This is a genomic window from Brevibacillus sp. NRS-1366, from assembly GCF_050467985.1.
On the sequence record NZ_JBITPN010000005.1, the window covers coordinates 1 to 21,017 of the forward strand.

The 21,017-nt window shown below is 45.6% G+C and carries 21 protein-coding genes, 1 tRNA gene, 3 pseudogenes and 1 riboswitch; of the genes and pseudogenes, 10 read left to right on the forward strand and 15 right to left on the reverse strand.

The window, feature by feature from the left end:
• Positions 1–74: 74 nt before the first annotated feature.
• From ACIFQN_RS03045 to ACIFQN_RS03055, 3 genes and pseudogenes are all read left to right on the forward strand, one after another.
• Positions 75–457, forward strand: a pseudogene (locus tag ACIFQN_RS03045) (RidA family protein).
• Between the two features lie 947 nt (positions 458–1,404).
• Complete coding sequence (locus ACIFQN_RS03050; RefSeq protein ID WP_429831558.1) at positions 1,405–1,815, forward strand: phage integrase SAM-like domain-containing protein; 411 nt, start codon at positions 1,405–1,407, stop codon at positions 1,813–1,815.
• A 335-nt stretch (positions 1,816–2,150) separates the two neighbouring features.
• Positions 2,151–2,285, forward strand: a complete 135-nt coding sequence (locus ACIFQN_RS03055) for a tyrosine-type recombinase/integrase (RefSeq protein ID WP_429831559.1) — start codon at positions 2,151–2,153, stop codon at positions 2,283–2,285.
• A 27-nt stretch (positions 2,286–2,312) separates the two neighbouring features.
• Here the strand turns inward: ACIFQN_RS03055 and ACIFQN_RS03060 are convergent.
• Positions 2,313–2,396, reverse strand: a tRNA-Leu gene (locus ACIFQN_RS03060).
• A 291-nt stretch (positions 2,397–2,687) separates the two neighbouring features.
• Positions 2,688–3,122 (reverse strand): hypothetical protein, encoded by a 435-nt coding sequence (locus ACIFQN_RS03065; protein WP_429831560.1) that lies wholly within the window; start codon positions 3,120–3,122, stop codon positions 2,688–2,690.
• Between the two features lie 137 nt (positions 3,123–3,259).
• Between ACIFQN_RS03065 and ACIFQN_RS03070 the strand changes: the two genes are divergently transcribed.
• Positions 3,260–3,490, forward strand: a complete 231-nt coding sequence (locus ACIFQN_RS03070) for a hypothetical protein (RefSeq protein ID WP_429831561.1) — start codon at positions 3,260–3,262, stop codon at positions 3,488–3,490.
• Positions 3,491–3,909: 419 nt separating this feature from the next.
• Positions 3,910–4,329 (forward strand): metallothiol transferase FosB, encoded by a 420-nt coding sequence (gene fosB, locus ACIFQN_RS03075; RefSeq protein WP_429831701.1) that lies wholly within the window; start codon positions 3,910–3,912, stop codon positions 4,327–4,329.
• 129 nt (positions 4,330–4,458) lie between these two features.
• Here fosB and ACIFQN_RS03080 read toward each other — a convergent pair whose 3' ends face one another.
• Both ACIFQN_RS03080 and ACIFQN_RS03085 read right to left on the reverse strand, forming a co-directional pair.
• Positions 4,459–5,568, reverse strand: coding sequence for a hypothetical protein (locus tag ACIFQN_RS03080; RefSeq protein WP_429831562.1), 1,110 nt, complete (start codon positions 5,566–5,568; stop codon positions 4,459–4,461).
• A 15-nt stretch (positions 5,569–5,583) separates the two neighbouring features.
• Complete coding sequence (locus ACIFQN_RS03085) at positions 5,584–5,877, reverse strand: hypothetical protein (protein ID WP_429831563.1); 294 nt, start codon at positions 5,875–5,877, stop codon at positions 5,584–5,586.
• 229 nt (positions 5,878–6,106) lie between these two features.
• Here ACIFQN_RS03085 and ACIFQN_RS03090 point away from each other — a divergent pair.
• Together ACIFQN_RS03090 and ACIFQN_RS03095 are read left to right on the forward strand one after the other, a co-directional pair.
• Positions 6,107–7,084, forward strand: a pseudogene (locus ACIFQN_RS03090) (IS1595 family transposase).
• A gap of 82 nt (positions 7,085–7,166) precedes the next feature.
• Positions 7,167–7,727 (forward strand): AAA family ATPase, encoded by a 561-nt coding sequence (locus tag ACIFQN_RS03095; protein ID WP_429831564.1) that lies wholly within the window; start codon positions 7,167–7,169, stop codon positions 7,725–7,727.
• 324 nt (positions 7,728–8,051) lie between these two features.
• Here the strand turns inward: ACIFQN_RS03095 and ACIFQN_RS03100 are convergent, their stop codons facing one another.
• On the reverse strand, positions 8,052–8,312 hold the full coding sequence (locus tag ACIFQN_RS03100; RefSeq protein ID WP_429831702.1) for a transposase: 261 nt from the start codon (positions 8,310–8,312) through the stop codon (positions 8,052–8,054).
• Between the two features lie 104 nt (positions 8,313–8,416).
• On the opposite strand from ACIFQN_RS03100, the gene ACIFQN_RS03105 reads away from it, so the two are divergent.
• Complete coding sequence (locus ACIFQN_RS03105) at positions 8,417–8,569, forward strand: VOC family protein (protein WP_429831565.1); 153 nt, start codon at positions 8,417–8,419, stop codon at positions 8,567–8,569.
• Between the two features lie 19 nt (positions 8,570–8,588).
• Complete coding sequence (locus tag ACIFQN_RS03110; RefSeq protein ID WP_429831566.1) at positions 8,589–9,440, forward strand: nucleotidyltransferase domain-containing protein; 852 nt, start codon at positions 8,589–8,591, stop codon at positions 9,438–9,440.
• 96 nt (positions 9,441–9,536) lie between these two features.
• Here the strand turns inward: ACIFQN_RS03110 and ACIFQN_RS03115 are convergent, their stop codons facing one another.
• From ACIFQN_RS03115 to ACIFQN_RS03160, 10 genes and pseudogenes are all read right to left on the reverse strand, one after another.
• On the reverse strand, positions 9,537–9,881 hold the full coding sequence (locus ACIFQN_RS03115) for a hypothetical protein (RefSeq protein ID WP_429831567.1): 345 nt from the start codon (positions 9,879–9,881) through the stop codon (positions 9,537–9,539).
• A 138-nt stretch (positions 9,882–10,019) separates the two neighbouring features.
• Positions 10,020–10,472, reverse strand: a complete 453-nt coding sequence (locus ACIFQN_RS03120; protein WP_429831568.1) for a (2Fe-2S)-binding protein — start codon at positions 10,470–10,472, stop codon at positions 10,020–10,022.
• 2 nt (positions 10,473–10,474) lie between these two features.
• Positions 10,475–11,308 carry an FAD binding domain-containing protein gene (locus tag ACIFQN_RS03125; protein ID WP_429831569.1) on the reverse strand — a complete coding sequence of 278 codons (834 nt, stop codon included), beginning with the start codon at positions 11,306–11,308 and terminating at the stop codon, positions 10,475–10,477.
• Positions 11,295–13,631 carry a xanthine dehydrogenase family protein molybdopterin-binding subunit gene (locus ACIFQN_RS03130; RefSeq protein WP_429831570.1) on the reverse strand — a complete coding sequence of 779 codons (2,337 nt, stop codon included), beginning with the start codon at positions 13,629–13,631 and terminating at the stop codon, positions 11,295–11,297. The genes ACIFQN_RS03125 and ACIFQN_RS03130 overlap by 14 nt, the downstream gene beginning before the upstream one ends.
• A gap of 160 nt (positions 13,632–13,791) precedes the next feature.
• Positions 13,792–15,099, reverse strand: coding sequence for a nucleobase:cation symporter-2 family protein (locus ACIFQN_RS03135; protein ID WP_429831571.1), 1,308 nt, complete (start codon positions 15,097–15,099; stop codon positions 13,792–13,794).
• Between the two features lie 52 nt (positions 15,100–15,151).
• Complete coding sequence (locus ACIFQN_RS03140; protein WP_429831572.1) at positions 15,152–15,721, reverse strand: xanthine phosphoribosyltransferase; 570 nt, start codon at positions 15,719–15,721, stop codon at positions 15,152–15,154.
• A gap of 264 nt (positions 15,722–15,985) precedes the next feature.
• Positions 15,986–16,087: riboswitch (purine riboswitch) on the reverse strand.
• Between the two features lie 689 nt (positions 16,088–16,776).
• Positions 16,777–16,956, reverse strand: a pseudogene (locus tag ACIFQN_RS03145) (IS91 family transposase); the annotation flags it as partial.
• 98 nt (positions 16,957–17,054) lie between these two features.
• Entirely contained in the window at positions 17,055–18,128 is a 1,074-nt protein-coding gene (rsgA, locus tag ACIFQN_RS03150) for a ribosome small subunit-dependent GTPase A (RefSeq protein ID WP_429831703.1), read from the reverse strand.
• 261 nt (positions 18,129–18,389) lie between these two features.
• Positions 18,390–18,620, reverse strand: a complete 231-nt coding sequence (locus ACIFQN_RS03155; protein WP_429831573.1) for a hypothetical protein — start codon at positions 18,618–18,620, stop codon at positions 18,390–18,392.
• Positions 18,621–18,763: 143 nt separating this feature from the next.
• A complete protein-coding gene (locus tag ACIFQN_RS03160; protein WP_429831574.1) occupies positions 18,764–20,005 on the reverse strand; it encodes an MFS transporter in 1,242 nt (413 codons plus the stop codon).
• Between the two features lie 315 nt (positions 20,006–20,320).
• Here ACIFQN_RS03160 and ACIFQN_RS03165 point away from each other — a divergent pair, with 315 nt between their 5' ends.
• The gene (locus ACIFQN_RS03165) at positions 20,321–20,836 is read left to right on the forward strand and encodes a GrpB family protein (protein ID WP_429831575.1); all 516 of its coding nucleotides are present in this window, start codon (positions 20,321–20,323) and stop codon (positions 20,834–20,836) included.
• Positions 20,837–21,017 lie beyond the last annotated feature (181 nt).

Below are 21,017 nucleotides of genomic sequence, written 5' to 3' on the forward strand. Positions count from 1 at the left end.
TGGGCTGGGTTTGACGCTTACTTTATATGCTTTCATTCTATACTAACTTTACTTTAAGTAAAGGAGAGAAAGAAATGACAAATGTCAAAACCTACAATTACGATCTTTGGGATCACGGAATCACCCAGGGTTACTCCGTAAACGGGACTATCTACATTTCAGGACAATTTTCCCACGACACAGAGGGCACGTTCGTTGGCGAAGGCGATATCGAGGCACAGACCCGGAAAACGCTGGAAAATCTTGATCGCGTGCTGGCGGGATTTGATGTCACGAGGTCGAACCTCGCTTATGTGGGATCTATTTGACAAACGCTCAAGAACATTCCGAGCCGGTCATCCGGCTGTTCAAGGAATACGTGGGACAACACCGGCCTGCCGGCAGTCTCATCGGGGTGACTTATCTTGCATTCCCTGAGCAATTGATTGAAATAAGCGCCGTCGCACACGCGGACTAACTCGGCTACCGTGGTCGGCGCAACAAGAGCGGTCGGGTCTCGGATAGGCGCGACCGCCATTGGCGTAAAGCAGAACGGTTTTGCCAAGTAGGTATAAAATAGTCTCCACCTGATCACCCGGTGGGGACTATTTTACGTTTACACAAGGAAGGATCAAGCCATTACATTCATTATAGTGTTTTACCATAATAACATCGTGAACTGCATGAGAATCATCAAGTTTTCTTAACTCAGCTTTCTCAGAGCGAATTAGGCTTGAAGTTGTTCCAAATGCTCAAATAGGAAAGCAGAAATATCTCCATACTTCTACTTTCCTATTTTCAAATCAAGCTACAAAGAATTAGCCTGAAGTTTTTTTTATACCAATTTCCGGTTGCTTTTTCTTTTACCTACCACCATTTAGTATATGACGGCACAAGCAAAGGAGTTTGCTGTCGAAGATGTTCTTTGATAACTGCATACATTTTGTTTCAAGTACATTCCTCTAGCCCTGTGAATAACAGAAGAACAGAAGCGACGAAGCGGAAGCGCCATGACGGTCTGACTCACTTGGGATCCGAACGATTTACTTCCGGCTGTAATCAACCTGTGGCGGGTTGAATCGCAATGATCGGTTAGAGAGATTATGATACTTCTGCCCGGCCAGCGTCACTGTATTGAGGGCAGCCCGCTCGGATGCGGGAGAGCTTCGATAAAGATCGAGATTATGATGCCGTTTGCCAGCGGCAGCTTGAAGCAGATTTTATTGCAAAAGAAGCAGTGCTTTCTCACGAGAACTGACTTTTTCTACTGCCCTCGATCCGCTGTACGTCCCCGAGAACGTTCTGTACATACCTCAATTTAGACGGAAAGGAGACAAGCAATGGCAGACTGAAGAAAACATTTCTGTTCCCATCGTAAAAGAAGAAAACTCGGAGGATATCGATCAAACCTTATTCGCCGATTACATGCTGGATTGGCTAGAAACCGTAAAGCCAAGCATTGAACTAATCACGTATATATCCTATGCCAATGCAGTACAGAAACGTATTGCTCCCTACTTTCGTGAAAAAGGCATCACGCTTCAGGAGTTGAAGCCACATCATATTCAAGATTTCTACAATCATGCCTTAAAGGAATGGGGAGTAAAAGCCAACACCATCATTCATTATCACGCCAATATTCGTTCAGCACTTCAACAAGCTTATATTACGGAGCGCATTAAAACCAATTCCGCTGATAAGATTATTCGGCCGAAGAAAGAACCGTTCGTTGACAGCTCATATAGCGCTGAGGAAGTCAATCAACTGTTAGAAATGGTAAAGGGAACAAAGATTGAACTTGGTGTCATCTTGGCTGCTTTTTACGGCCTAAGATGAAGCGAAGTCATCGGTTTAAAATGGTCGGCTATTGATCTGGTAAACAGAACCATTACAATCAAACATACTGTTACAACTGGCTCCCTGGATGGGAAGCTGATTACAATTGCAAAAGACCGAACAAAGAACAAATCGAGCCGACGCACGCTTCCGCTCGTAGACGCCTTCTACGACCTTCTGATGATCCTAAAGCAGCAGCAGGTGGAAAACCAGCAACTCTGCAGGGAATCGTATTGTAAGGACTATCTGGGCTATATTTACGTAGATGAAATGGGCAATCGAATCAAACCTAACTACATCACACAACATTTCACACTTGTTTTGAAAAAAACAATATGCGGCATATCCGGTATCATGATCTTCGACATAGCTGCGCCACACTGCTTTTAAGCAATGGTGTAAGTATGAAAGAAGTTCAGGAGGGGTTAGGCCACAGTGATTACTCCACGAGTGGAGTAATCAAAATATAAAAAAGCTCATAATGTTAGTAGTTAATGTGGTACCGGTGAGAGGACTCGAACCTCCACGGGTCTCCCCAAACGATTTTGAGTCGTTCGCGTCTGCCATTCCGCCACACCGGCACATTTTATAGTCTCCATCGCTCCTCCTCTGGACAAAGGAGAGAACTACAGGAGAGAACTTTCGAAACACATTTTGAAAAATCCAGTAATACCAAGGCTTTAGCGCATAAACCTTTGACTTACGCTCACGATTTTGAGTCGCGCGCGTCTGCCAATTCCGCCATACCGGCATATCGCCCTGGGCAGTTTCTCCCAAGTTGATCCAATCACGTCATTCGACAATTTTCGCTAATTGCATCATAAAATAATTAATATACTCCTCCTAGCGGCCAAAAGCAATACCGGATTTTTTTACCAATCAGGAAGATTGAACGGATAATCCAATGGATGGCGACCGACCACAATCCAGCGTCCATCCGCGCGTTTTTTCAGTTGGTACACACGAAAAAAACGATCACTCGGATCGAAAGCAAACCAGACAGCAAGCGTAACACATCTCCCGTTTTTTGAGAGCACCTGAGATTTGACAATGGGCGGAGCCCCGATTCCATCCCCTACTGGAACAGCGAGCTGACGGTGGATTGTGCGCAAATCGAGATTGTCCATGACACGGCTTGCCAGACAGGGCGTCAACCTCTTTTGGAAAAATTTACAGATTTTTATCTTGGAATTAAAACGCTGCGGCAAAATTCTCCCGCGCTCACCCACTTGTTTGGTTGCGGAGAAAACGATGGTCCAAAAAGCCTGCTCTGCCTGCCGGACTACTTGAACCCACTTCTTTTTCATGAGGCATCCCTCCTTCCTAAAAGGGTATGCATTCAGCCCGATATGCGGTTGGACTCTTACCTGCCTGCATATTTACCATCAAAGAAGGACATAGTAGCATGGTGTGCCAAAGAATACTTTCCCAAGGGAGGACGACTATGCCTAGCCAAATCAACACCGACTCACTCAAAAAAGCTGAAGTTTCTGCTACGCTTGCAAAATCAATGATTACCCAAGCGATTGAACAGTCTGCCGCCAATCCGCAGCTAGCTGAAGAAGCGCTGAAACAAGCATCGCAAGAAATTGCTCAGGCACAAACGATGGTTTCCCAAGTTCAATCCTCGATCCAAACGCAAACCCAGCAACAACAGCAACAAAAACAATCTTAAAAAAACCTCTATCGAGGCATGTTCACGGAGGAGCGACCGCGTTTTAGCGGAAAGTTTTCATGCGCTCCAGAATCCATAAGCGGTCGCGCTTATAAATTCTTTCACGTAATAAAACCTTTAGCGATGCCTGCTCAAGGATGAGCGACCGCGTTTTAGTGGAAGGTTTTACCGAAGTAATGCTGGATGCGAACGCTGAGGCACCTTGTTATGCGATCCGGAAAGTTTAAGCAGGATTGCTTTCATACGGTGAAGCACTTAAGCTTTCTTACACGTTAAAAAAAACAGGCAGACCCTTGACCTACGGGTTTGCCTGTTTTTTTGTCTGATGAAGCGAGTGATAGTAAAAATTTGCCCTCTCTTTTACAATGAGCGTAGTAGTTGATCTGATAACGCTATTGCGAAAGAGGGGATTCACTTTGCTGAAACCAACCGGGATTAACCATCTGTTGTTCTCTGTCTCCGATTTGGAGCGATCCTTCTGCTTTTACCGTGACGTCATGGGGGCAAAACCACTTGTACGCGGACGCAAGCTTGCCTATTTTGATCTGAATGGCTACTGGCTGGCCATCAATGAAGAGCCAAACATCCCACGTAATGAGATTGCGCACTCTTACACGCATTTGGCTTTTTCTATCGACGAGGATTCGTTTGATGCCTGGAGGTCACACCTGGAGCATCATAGTGTCAACATCTTGCCCGGACGTGAACGCGATGAGAGAGACAAACGTTCCATTTATTTTACAGATCCCGATGGGCACAAGTTTGAGCTGCACACAGGCACTCTTCAGGATCGACTCTCCTACTACCGCGATGAAAAGGAACACATGATTTTCTTCTAATAGGGGCTCAGCCAGCTTTTCCTGACTGGACGATGCCTATGTAGCTAGCGTACAAAAAGTAGCCCATTCTACTGTGCAGGTGGCAGAAAAATGCCACTGCAACGCTAGAACAGGCTACAACGAAGAAGATTATTCAAGCATCATTCGCTTTTTGCGCTTTGTCAGCAGAGCCTTCCTGGTCACAATACGTCTAAGCTGGGCAGCTGATAACGGACGGGTACGCCCTGGATTCTTGTTCTTTTTGCTAGTTCGTACGAAACCAAGCCTTCCTGCTGCTCGAGCTACACGGATAGCAAACGCCTGCATGGCCCAATGAACCGGAAATGAAATGGATCGTCTGCCATCTTCAGAGCCAGCAAAGTTGACTGCTGCCGCAAAGTTGTTTGTCGTAAGCCAGACTGAACCGGAATCACCTGGCAAAGAAACGGGTACCGAGCCCCTGACTACCGTTTGATTTCGAAAGCGGATGGTTCCCAGACCACCATAGCTTCCGTAATCAACGTCAATATCGGTATGAATCGACTCCACCACTCCGCTGACTCGTCCCGATGACCGCCCCACTTTTTTAAATCGACTTCCTACTGCGTACGAGCGTATATGGCCCGGTACCCTCCCGACTGTGGCATATCGTGCGGCAAGGAGTCGATTTGACGTCGGGATTGATAGGGCGGCATCCATGTAATTGTCCGCATTCTTGCGCAATGGTACAAAGCGGTACAATCGTCCAATTCGGTCCCTTCCTGATCGTCCCCCGTCTGCGCCGCCCGGTTGAATCGTCTCTGTATAGCCACTTGAATTGTTTTTATTCAGCACATGGTTGTTGCTTAGCAGATACCTACGTGCGGCCCTGGATGCACGCGAAACAATCAGTCCCGCTGTACCAGATGCTCCAGGATACCCTACGCTATATCCTGCGACAACGGGCCTGATTCTGCGGCGATATCTACTCCCTCCGACTGTGGGGAGAACATTGTAATGGCAGCAGCATCGACCTGACGTGATGGTCCGTACGGGAACGGATACACGGATGCTCGCCTTTGTACTGCGAACCAGGACACAGCGTGGACAGTTCCGTTTAACTGCTGTACTTGCATTTTTCGTGTACAGCACAATGCATGCTCCCCCTTTTCTGTCTTTCGCATTTGCAAACCCGATCCCAATACCGACAACACCGGGCATCTTCTTCCAGCGCTTGACCAGATGTCTTTTGGCTAGCATCGCTTCCCGAAAGGTAGCCATAGCTCCCCTTCCTTTCTAACGGAAATGACTTACATAGCCATCGTATGCCATACTTGGATAAGGCCATGGGGCATCTGGCGCGGCAAGACTGCCTGTTTTTACTTCGGCGATCCTTAAAGAAAAAGGCAAATTACTTGATCGTGCTGTTGTGGAGAAGAGGAAAAAGGAGAAAACACTCAAGCTTCTTGGGACACTTGCTCGGAGGTTAATACTGTCCGGCTCCATTCCAAAAGCGAAACCCGCGTCCAAAGCCGCCGATTCACGACGCTTCTCAAAGGTGGACGCTAAAGGCGGTTTCGCTTTTTCCATTTCACCTCGGTAGGGTCCCAAAGACCTTTCGCTTATTTCTCCTTTTTCCTCACACTAGCTCTGGGTCTTTTTCTGATTTTGTTTTGGGCCATTTCGACTAAAAAAATAAGGCTCTTTTCATAAAGATTGTTGCTTAATCCCCTTTCTGCTATAATAGACGGGAACATTAGTTTGCATCACAGGGGATGTTCGCATGGATTGATCAGAGTTATATGAACATTTCGATGAGTTGCCACAATCGGAACAGTTGCAACTCTTTCAAGCCATACAAGCCACACTCTTTCCTGAATCCAGAGTGGATATTACCAGTATGGTTGGCGATATTCGCGAAGTGCGATTCAGCAATGGTCTTGCATGCGTCCATTGCGGAAGTATCTCCGTAAAAAGTAAAGGAAAGTATCGTTCCCGCCAGCGATATCTCTGAAAGGACTGCGGAAAACATTTAATGATATGACTGCAAGCCCAATCCCAGGTTCGCATTATCCCCATAAATGGTTAAATTACTTCAAGTTAATGCTTGAAGGTGTTAGTCTGCCTAAAATTGCAGAAGAACTCGGCATTCATGTAGCAACCGCTTTCTACTGGCGGCATAAAATCTTAAATGCCATCCGTTCCCAAGGCTTTACAAAGCTCAAAGGCATAATTGAAAGCGATGAAACCTTCTTTCTCGAAAGCGATAAAGAGAAAAAGCAAATTACCCATCGCAAGCCCAGAAAACGCGGTGGTGTAGCCAGCAAACGGGGTATTAGTAATGAACAAATCAGTGTTATCGTCGCCCACGACAGAAGTGGTAATATTCCTCTCCTAAGTGGCTGGCAGAGGGCGGATTACTGCTGATGAAATTGACAAGGTTTTAAGCGGGTGTTTAGATTCTGATGTCGTTCTTTACACAGACTCAGCGACCAATTACAAGTTGTTCGCAAAGAAGAAAGATATCCAGCATGAAGTTTTAAATGGGAATAAAGGCGTACGGCTCAAAAAAGGCATCTACCACACTCAGCACGTCAACGCTTACCATCAGCGATTAAAGAAATCGATGGAGCGGTTTAACGGCGTCGGAACCCACTACATTGACAACTATTTGTTCTGGTTCCGCTTCTTAGAGTTACATAAACAGATGAGCAAGAAAATGATGAAACGTTTAATAGTCCTTGAAGAATGCAAAGAAGCGGTATTCTCACCAGTATGTTCATTTAAGACAGCATGATGGGTGGGGCAAAACAACCATTTGATTTCTAAGCTAACAGCCAGCTTTGATGAACTTAATTTTTGAGAATGGAGTTGCATTTATGAAAAGGTTAGTGATAATTACAGTCGGTAAAACTCATAGCGGGAAAACTACATTTGCTAAAGAATTAGAACAGCACTTACACAACTCAGTTGTGATTGACCGAGATAACCATGCTGAATTTATCAACACATATTATAAAAGCTTGCTACCTAAACAAGGAGTAAATACACTCAAGAACGCCATCTCTCGAACAATCGTAGATTATGCTGTCAATGAAACAAATTTTCATCTCATTTTATGTAACGCCAATCGTGGTCGCAAAGGTCGTTTGGATTTGCTCGAACGGTTTCGTCAAAAAGGTTTTGTAAGCATAATTGTTAATTTTGATATTCCCGATTTTATTCTTCATTCTCGAATTACCAATAGTCAGCGTAGTACAGCTATTTTCAGGAGTGCTTCTAATTTTGAAGAAGTGCTTAGTCGGCAACAAGCTGAGTCTCATAATGGCGATGTGTTGCCACCAATAGGCGGCGAAGCAAACCATTTGTTTGTAATCAAGGACAGCAATGAAGTTCAGTCCATCATTCAAGAGATTACGAATATCGCTCAAAGCTTGTGAGTGGTCCCTTTCAACTATACACCCAATCAAAACCCGCCATTATCGGTGGGTTTTGATTGGTAAAGACGCATCCATTTAAAGCAACAATATTTTAGAAAAGAGCCAAAAATAAAGATTTTATACGAAAATGAATACTGGAAAAGGCATGACAAAGAACCTCTCCTTCTTCGAGAGGAAAAATTCAATAATTGGGTTTTTAAGCGATTTCTTCTTGGAGATGCACGTTATAGCCAAGATTTTTGATGCATTGAACCTAGTAATCCAAACTTTTTTCTTTCTTGGGGAGGTAGTCCCAACCTAATTCATTGTAAGGTTGGTTACGTACTAGTATTTGATAAATGATCCGTAAAAGTAAATGAGAGACAACCATGTTAGCTTTTTTAGGAACTCGTCGCTTGACCAGCCGGTGATAAAACGAGGACAGTCGTGAGTTTTTTGCTTTTGAGGCGGCCCAGCCGCTTGACAAAAAATAGACTTTAATCCTTTGTTCTTGCTTCGTGTACGAGTACTTTTCTTTTTACCCGTACTTTTGTTATTGCCCGGACTGACTCCTGCCCATGAAGCTAAATGGCCTTCCGAGGGAATTTAGACTGGCTATTAACTGTCCAGCGTGCTATTAGTCATGTAGAGGAACTACAGACCGGTGTTGATTTTCGAGAACTCTAAAAATGATACATGGAGGTAGATTCATGAACGAACAACAGCATGTCAAACAAAGCAATACGCAGGCCAGCCCGATCAAAACACAAGTCGGAAGCATTTTTGTTCCCGTTAAAGATATTGAAAAGGCACGCAGTTGGTATTGTCAGGTTTTAGGGCTGAGTGAAGATGACTGCCGCTGATGGCTGAGGAGTGAGAGGTATGGATGTGCAACTTATCATTTCAAAAATGATTGATAGTTTAAAGCAAATTGACGGTGTGAGTGCTCTGGTTCTAGGCGGTTCAAGAGCTAGGGGGACTGAAAATCCCAACTCTGATATTGATATTGGTATTTATTATGATGCCAACAATGGGTTAGACATTGCCCAGCTTCGTCGGGTAGCCTCCGTCTTGGATGACGATAACAGAGACAACTTACTAACAGAAATTGGTGACTGGGGACCATGGATTAATGGTGGCGGCTGGCTAAAAGTGAATCAAAAACCGGTCGATTTTTTATACCGTGATCAAAATAGAGTTTCAAAAGTAATGGAACAATGCCTCGCGGGTGATATTACAATCGACTATCAACCGGGACACCCTCATGGGTTTATCAATTCGATCTATTTAGCTGAAATAGCGTTGTGTAAGGTGTTATGGGATCCATCAGGTCTTGTGGAAGAATTAAAGACCAGAACAAATCCATACCCGCATGTTTTGCAAAAAGCGATCATTCAAAAATTTCTTTGGGAGGCAAATTTCTCTCTTGAGATTGGGAGAAAAGGTATCTATAAAAAAGATTTATCTTATATCGCTGGATGTTGTTTTCGGTCAGTTTCATGCTTGAATCAGGTTTTGTTTGCACTTAACGAAACTTACTGGATGAACGAAAAAGGAGCTGTAGCCATCGCCGATTCGTTCAGCATGGTGCCAAGCAAATACTCCTACACAGTAAATAACATATTGACCTTAGTCACAGAAGATCAAGCCGAATTAGAGCAGGCTCTAAGAATGTTACGTGATCTGATTCATGAAACAGATCATCTCGTAAAAATGAAGGGTCTGTTTAACTAAATGGTGTGCAATATCTTCATTCAACAATGAAAGTTAATGAGGTGCAGGTTTTTCCTGCACCCCACTGTTCCTCATAATTAGATGTGTTACCGGTATTTATTCTGTTCGGTTCATGTCAACGTTGTTACCACTGGTACCCCGCTCGTTTTTCGCGTTGTTGTTGGCACCCTCTACACCCTCACCCATCTGGTTACCCAATGCACCGCCAGCAACGGCACCTGCAACGGTGCCAATTGGCCCTAAAATTGAACCCACGGCAGCGCCTACAGCAGCACCACCTACGGTTCCTACAGCTTCACCCGCGTTGCCGCCCACCATGTTAGTCTTGTTGGTGCCACCAGCACCGTTCTGATTGCGCTCGTTGTTTTTAGCCATACTTCTCACTCCCTCTGTTTGTGTTTGGGAAGCGCTGCTACTATGCAAGGGCCAGTCCCAGATCATATTTTGCCCAACCAGGGTGGTTTGAATTCCAAAAATAACCGAGTTTATCCATTTCTTCTAGGGCGATGATCTTGGCTTTAAAAGCCAAGAAAAAAAGCCGATTCCCCTCGTCCGGCTAAACATAACTGTAGGTAAGGCTTATTTTTCTGCAAGGATAGACCGAATTGCTTCCTTTATCTCCTGATAACTTGTGCATCGACAAATGTTGGATTGAAGCCAATTTTCTATTTCGAGCTCATCGGCTTCCGGACACGTTTCTACTAAAGCATGGCAATTCATAATAAAACCAGGGGTACAATAGCCGCATTGAAAAGCCCACTTTTCAAGGAACGCTTGTTGGATTGGTGCATTTTGAAGACCCTCAATGGTCGAAATTTGCTTACCTTCACATTCTACTGCCAGCCACAGACATGATTTTTGCGGAACATCATCCATAATGACGGTACATGCGCCGCAATCCCCATTCTCACACCCCGGTTTGGTTCCTGTTAGCCCCAAATGTTCACGAAGTACTGTCAGCAACGTGTCTGCACAGCGACAGAATGCTGTCCTTATTTCACCATTGATGTTAAGTTGGATATGTCTGTTCATTTTTAAGCCCTCTCAAAGCGTTCTATTGTGTCTAACATGAGGTTATGTACAATAAATTTCCGGAAGGACGCAGATGCATGATGATCTTCCATAACAGACTCAGGGAATTCTTGAATAGCAGAGCTGATTCGTTTTTCTAAGCTGAGCGTTTGATCATTGAGAGCCTGCTCGACTTTTTCTGAGCGAAATGGAAAGGAACACACTCCTGAAAAAGCAATGTGAACCTCACCCTGATTATGGATAGCAGCAATCGAAACAATTGGGTAACCGATGCGATCGATTCTTGTTCTTTTCTCGCTCAGGTACGGTAATGTAGTAACCTGTCGATCCACTGCGATCTTCAACAAAAATTCATGGGGTAACAGTTGCACTTCTCGTTCAATTACATCATGAATTGATACTTGTTTAATCCCATCATCCGTTGCAATATGCAGCTTGGCATTGGCAACAAGCAGTGGCAAGATCGCCTCTCGATACATGATTTTGCCACAGATGTTACCACCAATCGTAATTTTACATCTTGATGTGTGATCAGCAATACGATTGCAAACTCTACTCAGTAAAGGAAAATATTGCACTGCCTCAAGCTGTGCCAATGATATAGCGGATCCGATAACCAGTAGATCATTTTGCCATTCGAGTAAACGACAGTCAGGAATCCCTTTGATATCAATGATCCCTTTTGTGTGTAATTGCGATAATCTGGCCATGGTAATAATCTCTGTTCCACCGCAGAAGTATTTTGGTTCTTTCCCTTCTGCATCCCATTGACGGAAGATGGAGATCGCTTCTTGGATGGATTCAGGCTTTACATAGTCAAAGTCAAACGGAATCATGATTGTTGCCCTCTACTTTTGCTTCCCAGATCGATTCAGGAGTCAATGGCAGTTTGTTAAGCGGCACTTGGGCAGCATAAGATAGCGCATTAGCTAATGCAGGAGCCATACCAATGGTTCCATGCTCTCCAACTCCTCTCGCTCCATATGGACCATCGGTTTGCGGGGTTTCCAGAAATTCAACTACATATTCGGGATTTTCACCGTATCTCATCATTTTATAGGTCCTAAATTGGATATCAAGTACCTCTCCATTCTGGTTATAATGAAATGCTTCGCGGGTAGCAAAACTTAGTCCCATATTCATCCCACCCATAACTTGTCCTTTTGCGCCCATTGGATTTAACACCTTTCCTACATCGATGACTGAAATCGCTTTTTTAATCTCATAGGTATACGTTCGCTGGTCAAAAACAACCTCCACAGCTTGTGCGCCTACTGTCCAATCTGGCCCAGGTGTTCCCGAACCCGTATTTGGATCGACAGTTGTGAGATGTCTCATGACATAGCTTCCCCGCCCGATTATCTGGCCTCCAATTGTATTTCCATTTTTATATTTGTAACCATGAACGATATCCCTAAGATGGACTCCTTTTTGCGGGTCGGCTTTTAGAAATGCTCTTTCCTCCGCTACATCAATATCCTCCGGTGAACAGCGCAATACAATGGATGCAATTCGACAGATTTGCTGAATGGCATCTTCGGCAGCTCGCAGTACGGCATTTCCGACCATAAAAACGGATGAGCTGGCCACTGTCTTCCAGTGCTCAGGATTGACCTCTGTATTCACTTCCATCATAGTATGAACTTTGCTTTCACTCATTTTAAAACGTTCCGACAGAATTTGGGTAAGCGTCGTTTTTGTACCTTGTCCCAACTCAACCACACCGCAAGAGAGAGTGAGGCTACCATCCTTGTTGAATGTTATGACTGCACCGGATGAAGCATTAGAGGGTGAATTAGAGGTTTTCCAGAAGCAAACGATTCCTTTTGCTCTAACTTTTGTTTGGTCTTCCTTGATACATTGCCCTTCATCCCATTTAATCAATTCTTTGACTCTGTTTAAACATGAACTAACATCTCCTATGTTGCTTCGATTCAATTCAGCTAACGAAGGCGTAGAATCACCGGGTTTAATTGCATTCTTCAACCGGATTGAAACAGGATCCATGTTCAACTTTTCAGCTAAAAGATCCATTGTCCGTTCAATTGGAAAGGTTAACTCTGTGTGGGCATACCCTCGAAAGGATGTAGCATATGTATGATTGGTGTAAAGACAGATTGAGTCACACCAGACATTGTCGATTCGATAGGGACCCGTACAGTTTAATCCTGCCGACTTACTAATATCCACTGCTTCGTCGGAATAAGCTCCCCCGATGAACTCAAGGGTTATTTCAGCCGCCATCAATTTTCCTGATCTGGTAGAACCTAATTTTACTTTTGCATTCAATCCTATGTGGGTTGGGGATGTAATCATATCTTCTTCCCTGCTGTTGACGATCTTCACCTTTCTTCCGCCTACTGCTCTTGAAGCGGCATAGGCCAGTAATTCTAAATGAACAGCAGCTTTCCCGCCAAAACCTCCACCGACTAAGGGCACTTGTACTTGTATCTTCTCCAGTGGCACAAAAAAATGTTTATGAATCAGCTTTTGCACATCGAAAGGGGCTTGAGAAGCCGTCAAGATTTTTACCTCTCCATTCGGTAAAATCTCGGCGACTGAGCAGCGTGTCTCCATAGCCGCATGATCGGTTTGGGGAAATGAAAAACTTTCTTCGACGATTACTTCACTCTGTTTCCAACCTACATTCATATCTCCTTTTCTTATCTTGGTCCGGTTTGCTACATTTGTGTGAATCTCAGGTTGCACTTTTTGGTCAATCTTATAGTTGCCAAGATTCGGGTGAACAAGTGTTGCATTTTCTTTTTGTGCTTCAGTGGCAGTAAGGACGATTGGTAAGGCACTATATTCAATCTCTATCTTTTTACACGCAGCTATCGCTTGATACTCATGATCCGCTACGACGAGAACGACAGGCTCACCAAAATAAAGTACTTTTTCTATAGCTAAAATTGGTCTTCCTTCGATGTGTGGACCTACATAAATGGGAATATCGGTACCAGTAAGTACAGCTCGAACTCCCATCGAGCTCCTCGCCTTCTCCGTATTTATGCTGATAATTCGGGCATGTGCATAAGTACTGGTCAGCAATTTGGCGTGAAGCATACCTGGAGAGGAGAAATCAGCTGTGTATTTAGCTCTCCCCGTTACTTTATTTTCAGCTTCGATCCGCGGAACACTCGTTCCTATCGATTTCATCATAGCTCAACCTTTCTATTACCTCATCCATTGTTATTTTTAACTCAATAATTGCCATTGTATACTTGTGATAGAGTTGAAAATTCTTGCGAGAGCAAAATGGTACCCAATGAAAAAGCGCCACCCTCCGCAGTTGGCAGAGGATGGCGCTTGGATTCGATCAGGACGCTTCTGAGATCGCTCCGGCTGAAGTGTCCTGCGCTTTTTTGTTTGTGTGCACCAGCAGAATGTTGAGAACGACTGCTGTCAGGGAGCCTGTAACAATTCCGTTTTGCATCATCATTTTTAATAAGGTTGGCAGTTGATCAAACATGGTAGGGACAGTAGCAGAGCCTAATCCGACTGCAATACTGCACGCTGCAATCAACAGGTTTTCGTTTTTGCGCAAATCGACTTGCGACAAAATATTGATTCCTGAAGCTACGACCATTCCAAACATCGCGATCATCGCTCCGCCGAGAACAGCACTCGGCACGACGGTTGTGAGTGCAGCTAGTTTTGGCAGCAAGCCGAGAAGAACGAGGATTCCACCTGCGCCGATCATCACGTCACGCGATTTGATGCCAGTAAGCGAAACAAGCCCCACGTTCTGTGAAAAAGCGGTGTACGGGAATGCGTTGAAAATACCTCCAAGCACAATAGCTACGCCTTCCCCGCGCAAGCCCTTGACGACATCCTTATTGGTCACCTCGGTGTTGGTCACTTTGCCAAGTGCAAAATAAACGCCTGTGGACTCAGCCATGCTAATGATATTGACCAAAATCATCGTCAGGATCGCCACGATGCTAAACTGTGGCGTCCCAAAGTAAAACGGTTCTACAACACTGAACCAGGAGGCAGTAGCCACGTTTGCAAAGCTGACCATTCCCATCATGTACGCAGCGATCGTACCGACAATCAACCCCAAGAGTACCGAAATCGCCCGAATAAAACCAGTAAAGAAGCGGTTAATAAGTAAAATGATAACGAGGGTACCCAATGCTAGAAGCAGATGCTGCGGTTGACCAAAGTCAGGCATGCTCGCATTACCGCCCGCGGCATTTGTCATTGCCACCGGGATCAGAGACAAACCGATAATCGTAACAACTGAGCCTTGCACCACTGTTGGGAAAAAACGGAGAAGTCTGCCAAAAAGAGGAGCGGCGAAAACAACGAACAACCCTGACACGATAATAGCCCCATACGCCGTCGCTAAGTTCGTCTGACTGGCAATGGCGATAATCGGTCCTACTGCGGTAAATGTACAGCCTAACACTACCGGAAGACGGATCCCCGTGTAGCGTGTCCCGAGAACTTGCAATAGAGTCGCGATTCCACTCGTAAACAAGTCGGCCGCAATCAGATAAGCGATTTGGATCGGAGTCAAATGGAGCGCTGCGCCGATAATCAACGGTACGACGACAGCTCCGGCATACATGGCAAGAACGTGCTGCAATCCTAGGGTGACGACCTTTTGTTTGGATAGCATGTGTGTTTGTTTCTCTCCTCTTGGATTTGTCTTGATTGGAGCCATGTACCTCTTAAATAAAGTGAATTCCCTCTGGCGACATGGATTGGATCCGAGCCAACGATTCAATGCGTACACCCTCTTGCTCCAAGAGCCCACGCCCTTCCTGGAAGCTTTTTTCGATGACAGCCCCTACCCCGACGAGATGCGCGCCAGCATCTTTAATGATCTGCGTCAGACCTACCAGTGCTGCTCCAGTTGCCAGGAAGTCATCCACGATCAACACCCGATCCTCAGGTGATAAATATTGACGAGAAACACTAATTTGGTACGTTTCTTGTCGCGTAAAGGAATGAACAGGAGCGGAATAAACTTCTTCACTCAGCGTGACCGCTTTTTTCTTTTTTGCGTAGACGAAAGGAACACCCAGCACAAAAGCTGTTGACATCGCAAAATGGATACCGCTCGCTTCAATCGTCAAAACCTTTGTAATCGGCTCGTCCGCAAACAGTTCGGCAAAACGCTTTCCGATATTCATTGTCAATTGCGGGTCTACTTGATGATTCAAAAATGCGTCTACCTTCAATATGGACGCTGATAGCACCTTGCCGTCTTTTACAATGCGGTCTTGCAATTCTTTCATCTGTATATCCCCCTCGATTTGCATCCAACTTTTCAAACTACAGTCCTTGCTCCCGCCAAGTAATTGGCTTGTGAAATTGACGTATAAAATAAATAAAGCCCAGAGCGGACAGGTCACGTGCTGGCTCAACATGAAACCAACACGAAGTGAAACCTGTCCCTCTGGGCTTTTCTCCCTCAGGTGTAACACGCCATGCGTGCCAGCGTCGCTTGGACCTGCTTTCTGCACCTTCTCCCATATTCATAGGAAAATGCGAAACGGAACCCTAGACGCTCTTTCACTCGTAGTCAGGTGATTTACGGTCACCCGGTAGAAACTGCTGGGCCTTATTCCCAAAATTATACGAGCATGAGTGATAGTACTCATATCCTTTTTCGATAAAATCAAATCTATCATATCTATCACGTGGGGGGCAAGCGTTAATTTTTAGCGTCGAGGGCGCTTAGGTGGGGATGGGCTGTTGTGGAGGAGAGGAAACAGGAGAAAACGCTCCAGGTTCTTGGGTCACTGGCTTGGTTGATTCACTGTACGGCTCCATTCCAAAAGGGAAACTCGCGTCCAAAGTAGCCGGTCAGGGGGCTTCTCAGAGGTGGACGCTAAAAGCGTGTTTCCCTTTTTCCACTCTGCCTCGGTTGGTGCCCCAAAGACCTTCGCTAATTTCTCCTGTTTCCTCTCACCAGCCTTGGTCTTCCACCTGGCTTCTTTTAAAACACTGAAAAGAGAAAAGACAATTTCATAGCGAACTAGAATTAAGAAAAACGCGGGAAGTTGAAGTGCGCCCGCGTCCTTAGGTTAAGTGGTCGGTGAGGCTGTGGTGGAGAAGGAGGAAAAGGGAGCAAACGCTCCAGCTTCCCCAGTCCCCTGCGAGGGGTCATCCCTGTACGGTTCCATGAAAAAAGGGAAACCGCGTCCAAAGTAGCCGATTCATGACGCTTCTCAGAGGTGGACGCTTAAGACCGTGTTTCCCTTTTTTCATTCCACCTCGGCTGGGCCCCAAAGAGCTTCGCTTTTTTCTCCCTTTTCCCAGGCCAGCTTTAACTCCTCCCCCGTCTTCCTACATGATGGCATCCTTCGCAAACCAACAATATGAAACCGTTTCTAGGGTCACCACAAGAACGAAACTCTTCTACTTCCTTTAAGACTGAGGAACGAATTCGTTTACCATACTTCTTAACGAATGGATCCCCGTTCTTGTTTTCATCAAAGAAACTGAACGTAAGAATGTTCGTCTCCATGTCCTCATTTTACCAGCAAATAAAGGGGATGACTCCCCTCAGATTTTATACTTTCCGATATTACAAAAAAACCCTCGATTTCTCGAGGGTTTCGACGCTTATCGTTTTGGTTTGCGTTGGCGCATTTCGACGTTGATCTTTTTCCATTTATCTTTTTCAGCGGCTTGCAGTTTGGCGTCTTCTTTTCTTGCCAAATGGGCCAGCTCTCTTTGCAGCTTGAGATAGCTGTCAAAACGGGCTTTTTCCAAGGATCCGTCCTCAATTGCTTCGCGGACGGCGCAGCCGGGCTCGCGCACATGCTGACAATCGTTAAACCGGCATGTCTCGGCTATCGTTTCGATATCGTCAAAAGCACCGCGGAAGCCTTCATCTGCTTCCCACAGCTGCAGCTCTCTCATACCCGGTGTATCAATCATCAGACCGCCACTAGGCAATCGGAACAGCTCGCGGTGAGTCGTTGTATGACGGCCGCGGTCATCGCCCTCACGCACTTCGCTAACACGCTGCATCTCTACACCGCTCAGCTTGTTAATCAGGGTCGATTTCCCTACCCCGGAAGAACCCATCAAAGCAATTGTCTTGCCCTCACCAAGATATGGCGCCAACTGCGCCAAGCCTTCTCCCTGCTCAGCGCTGACCACATGAACCGGCACCCCGATGGCAACCGACTCCACTTCCGCCAGACGGGCATCCAGATCTTCACACAAATCGGCTTTGCTCAGTACGATTACGGGAGCCGCTCCACTTTCCCAGGCGAGGATGAGATAACGCTCCATCCTGCGTATATTAAAATCATTGTTTAAGGCATTGACAAGAAATACAGTGTCTACATTGGCAGCTACGATCTGCTCCTCCACGGTGTCTCCAGCAGCCTTGCGAGAAAATTTGCTCTTACGTGGAAGCAGGGCATGAATCGAGGCTTTTTTCTCCTCGGCTCGCGGGCTAATCACGACCCAATCTCCCACAGCAGGATAATCCTCTCTGCCTGTCGCCTCGTATCGCAGCTTGCCTGTTACTTCGCCCAAGAGCTCACCATGCTCGCTCAAGAGTCGATATATGCGTTTATGTTCCAGCGTGATACGACCCACGCTGTAGCCTTGCTCGGCATAAGGGGCAAAATGATTGGCAAAATACTCATTCCAGCCCAATGTTTTCAATGCTTCCTGATTCATTACGTGATTCACTACGGATTCCCCCTGCAAATGGTTAATAGATATGGCTATGCGCCACAACCAGTCACAGTCGAATCCTCATTTTGGGGAACGGTTTTATTGTTCGCTTGAAAGGAGGATTCCTGCGACCCCGATTACTACACTCTGAACGAATTTTGTGTTTGACATATAACATCTCTCCTTTTCAAACCGAACGAACCATTCCGGTTTGGATTCATATTTCCCAGTTATTGTACCATGAATCGATGCGATGCAACAGAGTCAGTCTCCTCCGCCTCCGCCGCCATCTCCACCGCCGCTATCGCCGCCACTGTCATAGCCGCCAGAGTGTCCATCAGCATCATGGAGGCGATGGCTGCTGTCTACATAAAACGGGGTCCCACCGTCCGAGGATGAGGAATAGGAACGTCCGCTCCCGCCTTTTTTTGCTTTAGACGCCAAGACCGCTATTACGACCACAAATAGTATGACGACGATGATGAAAAATTCCATCAGCCTCCACGTCCTTTCCATAAACGAAGACAAAGTACTTGCCTAATCAAGTATATCATTTTTTGCTCGATCCAAAACCACGCTCCAATCCGATCGCTGAAAAAAGGCACATACCCGCCTGTGGGTACATGCCTCCTTTATCATTAGCGTTTACGCAACACTCGGCCAAACACGACCAATATTGGTGCCAACAAGATCCCAGCTACAACCAGTGAGGCACGTATCGACAAACGGTGACCGATCCATCCCACAGCCGGTCCACCAGCCGTCTGCCCTAATGCATTGGATTGACTCATCATCGACAGGATCGTAGCACGTACGCTGCTCTCAATATTTAAATTGAGCCACGTATCGTACAACGGGCTGCTCAGTGCGTCAATAACACCGATCAGCAAGAGAGCAGCCAGTGCGACTTCAAAGCTAGGCGAAAAGGCAAAGGAAATCACTGCCGCAATTTTTAATCCAGTCAGAACAAACATCCCTACAATCACGACGCGCTCGTTATTCACATCCAGTCGTTTCTCGGCGATCCGCACAGCAACTAAACTGAGGAGGGCGGAGACAGCCGCAATGATGCCAAACCACATTGGCATAGAGATAGAAGGAATCTGTGGGAAACCAATCTCCGAGATCAAATGCGCTTCCCGTAGTCGATCATACCCCTCCGAAGCCGCGCCGGTAAAAAGCGTCACGAGCAAAATGAGCAAGAGGATAGGTTGACTGCGTACGACGCGAGCGCCTGACAACCACGTAGAAGTCATTTCCCTTAAGTGTGAAGACGTTTCCGATCGCTCTTTACGTACAAACCCTGTCTCCTTCATAAACAAGATCAGGAATACGCCAAGCCCTAAATAAATCAGGCCCCCGATCAAATAAGGCAAGTTGGGTGCCAACGTAGACAAGCCCACACTTAGTGCAATTCCAAGAAGTGTCGCCATCAGCGAATAGCGCTTGGCTCTCATGAAAATGCTGCCGAGCTTCTCTTCTCCCACCTCATCCACGATCCACGCTGTATCCGCCCCGCTGACAAACGTATCACCTACTCCAAAAAAGACTTGGGAAAGGAGCAGCCAGACCATCACCGAAACAAACGGCAGCCATTCTTCGATCACCGGGATGATGCCTTGCAGCACAAAGCCCGAACCAAGAACAAACATGCCAATAATGACAGACAAACGCCTGCTGTACGTATCGGCCACCACACCTGTAACACCTTCGAACAGTAATACAGCCAGCTCCAGAACCATTCCGACCAATAGCAGCTCAAACGGATTTAGTCCGAGAGCAGTAATGTAGTAAATCGCATAAGTCGTAAACATCGTGGAATTGGCAAGCGAGGTCGTAAATCGCTTTATCATATAAATGTTGGTTGCATCTAAAAACATGGAAGCAGTATCCACCCTTCCGGCAGATGACACGCTTTCGTTTTCACATACGTATTCAGTTGTGTGTTACTTCCTAAACTTATGGAACTACGTACGTGTCACTCTACCGCTCGTATTTTTTCCTATCTGGACTTGCATGCTTACCAAGTAGTTTTTTAACATTTTTTTACACCTCCGAAAGTAATTAGTCTTCATTATAATAGATTTACAAAAAAAGGATAGACCATTTTTTATTGGATCGGACTCCCGTTACTCTGTTAAAATATTTAGTGTGTTGGAAGAGGGCTAAACGACAAACAGCTGGAGGTTGGTTGAATGAACGTTGTGGTTACGGAGTATAACGAAAAATGGAAGCAGTTGTTCATCGAAGAATCTCAAAAAATCAAAGATATTTTTGTCAATGAACTAATCGATATCCACCATATTGGCAGCACATCTGTTCCAGGGTTAAAAGCCAAACCAATCATTGATATCATGCCAGTAGTAAAAGACATCGAAAAAATAGATTCGTTTAATGACCAAATGACAGCGCTTGGTTACGAATGCATGGGTGAGCTCGGGATGAAGGGAAGAAGATATTTCAGAAAAGGCGGAGATAATCGCACACATCAAGTGCATGTCTTTCAGGTGAATAACGCGGAAGATATTAATCGCCATTTGGCTGTAAGAGACTACCTCCGCACTCATTTTTCGGAAGCAGATCAGTACGGGAGTTTAAAAGAAAATCTGGCAAAACAATTTCCAAAGGACATTGAAGCTTATATGGACGGAAAAGATGCGTTTGTGAAAGAGCTGGAAAGTAAAGCCCTGCAGTGGTATCTCAACAGGTAGCGAACACCGCTGCCTTCACGTTTTCCGCTATTGCGCGCTGCGTCTTTCGTCTTCCTATCAATAAAAGCTAGTCACACTTGGTTAAATGTGTGTGGACTGGCTTTTTCTTTTAAGGCGTCTTTTGGAATTGCTTGAAAAAAATGATCAGCCATGATTAAATGATCTGATTAAAAAACTTTCC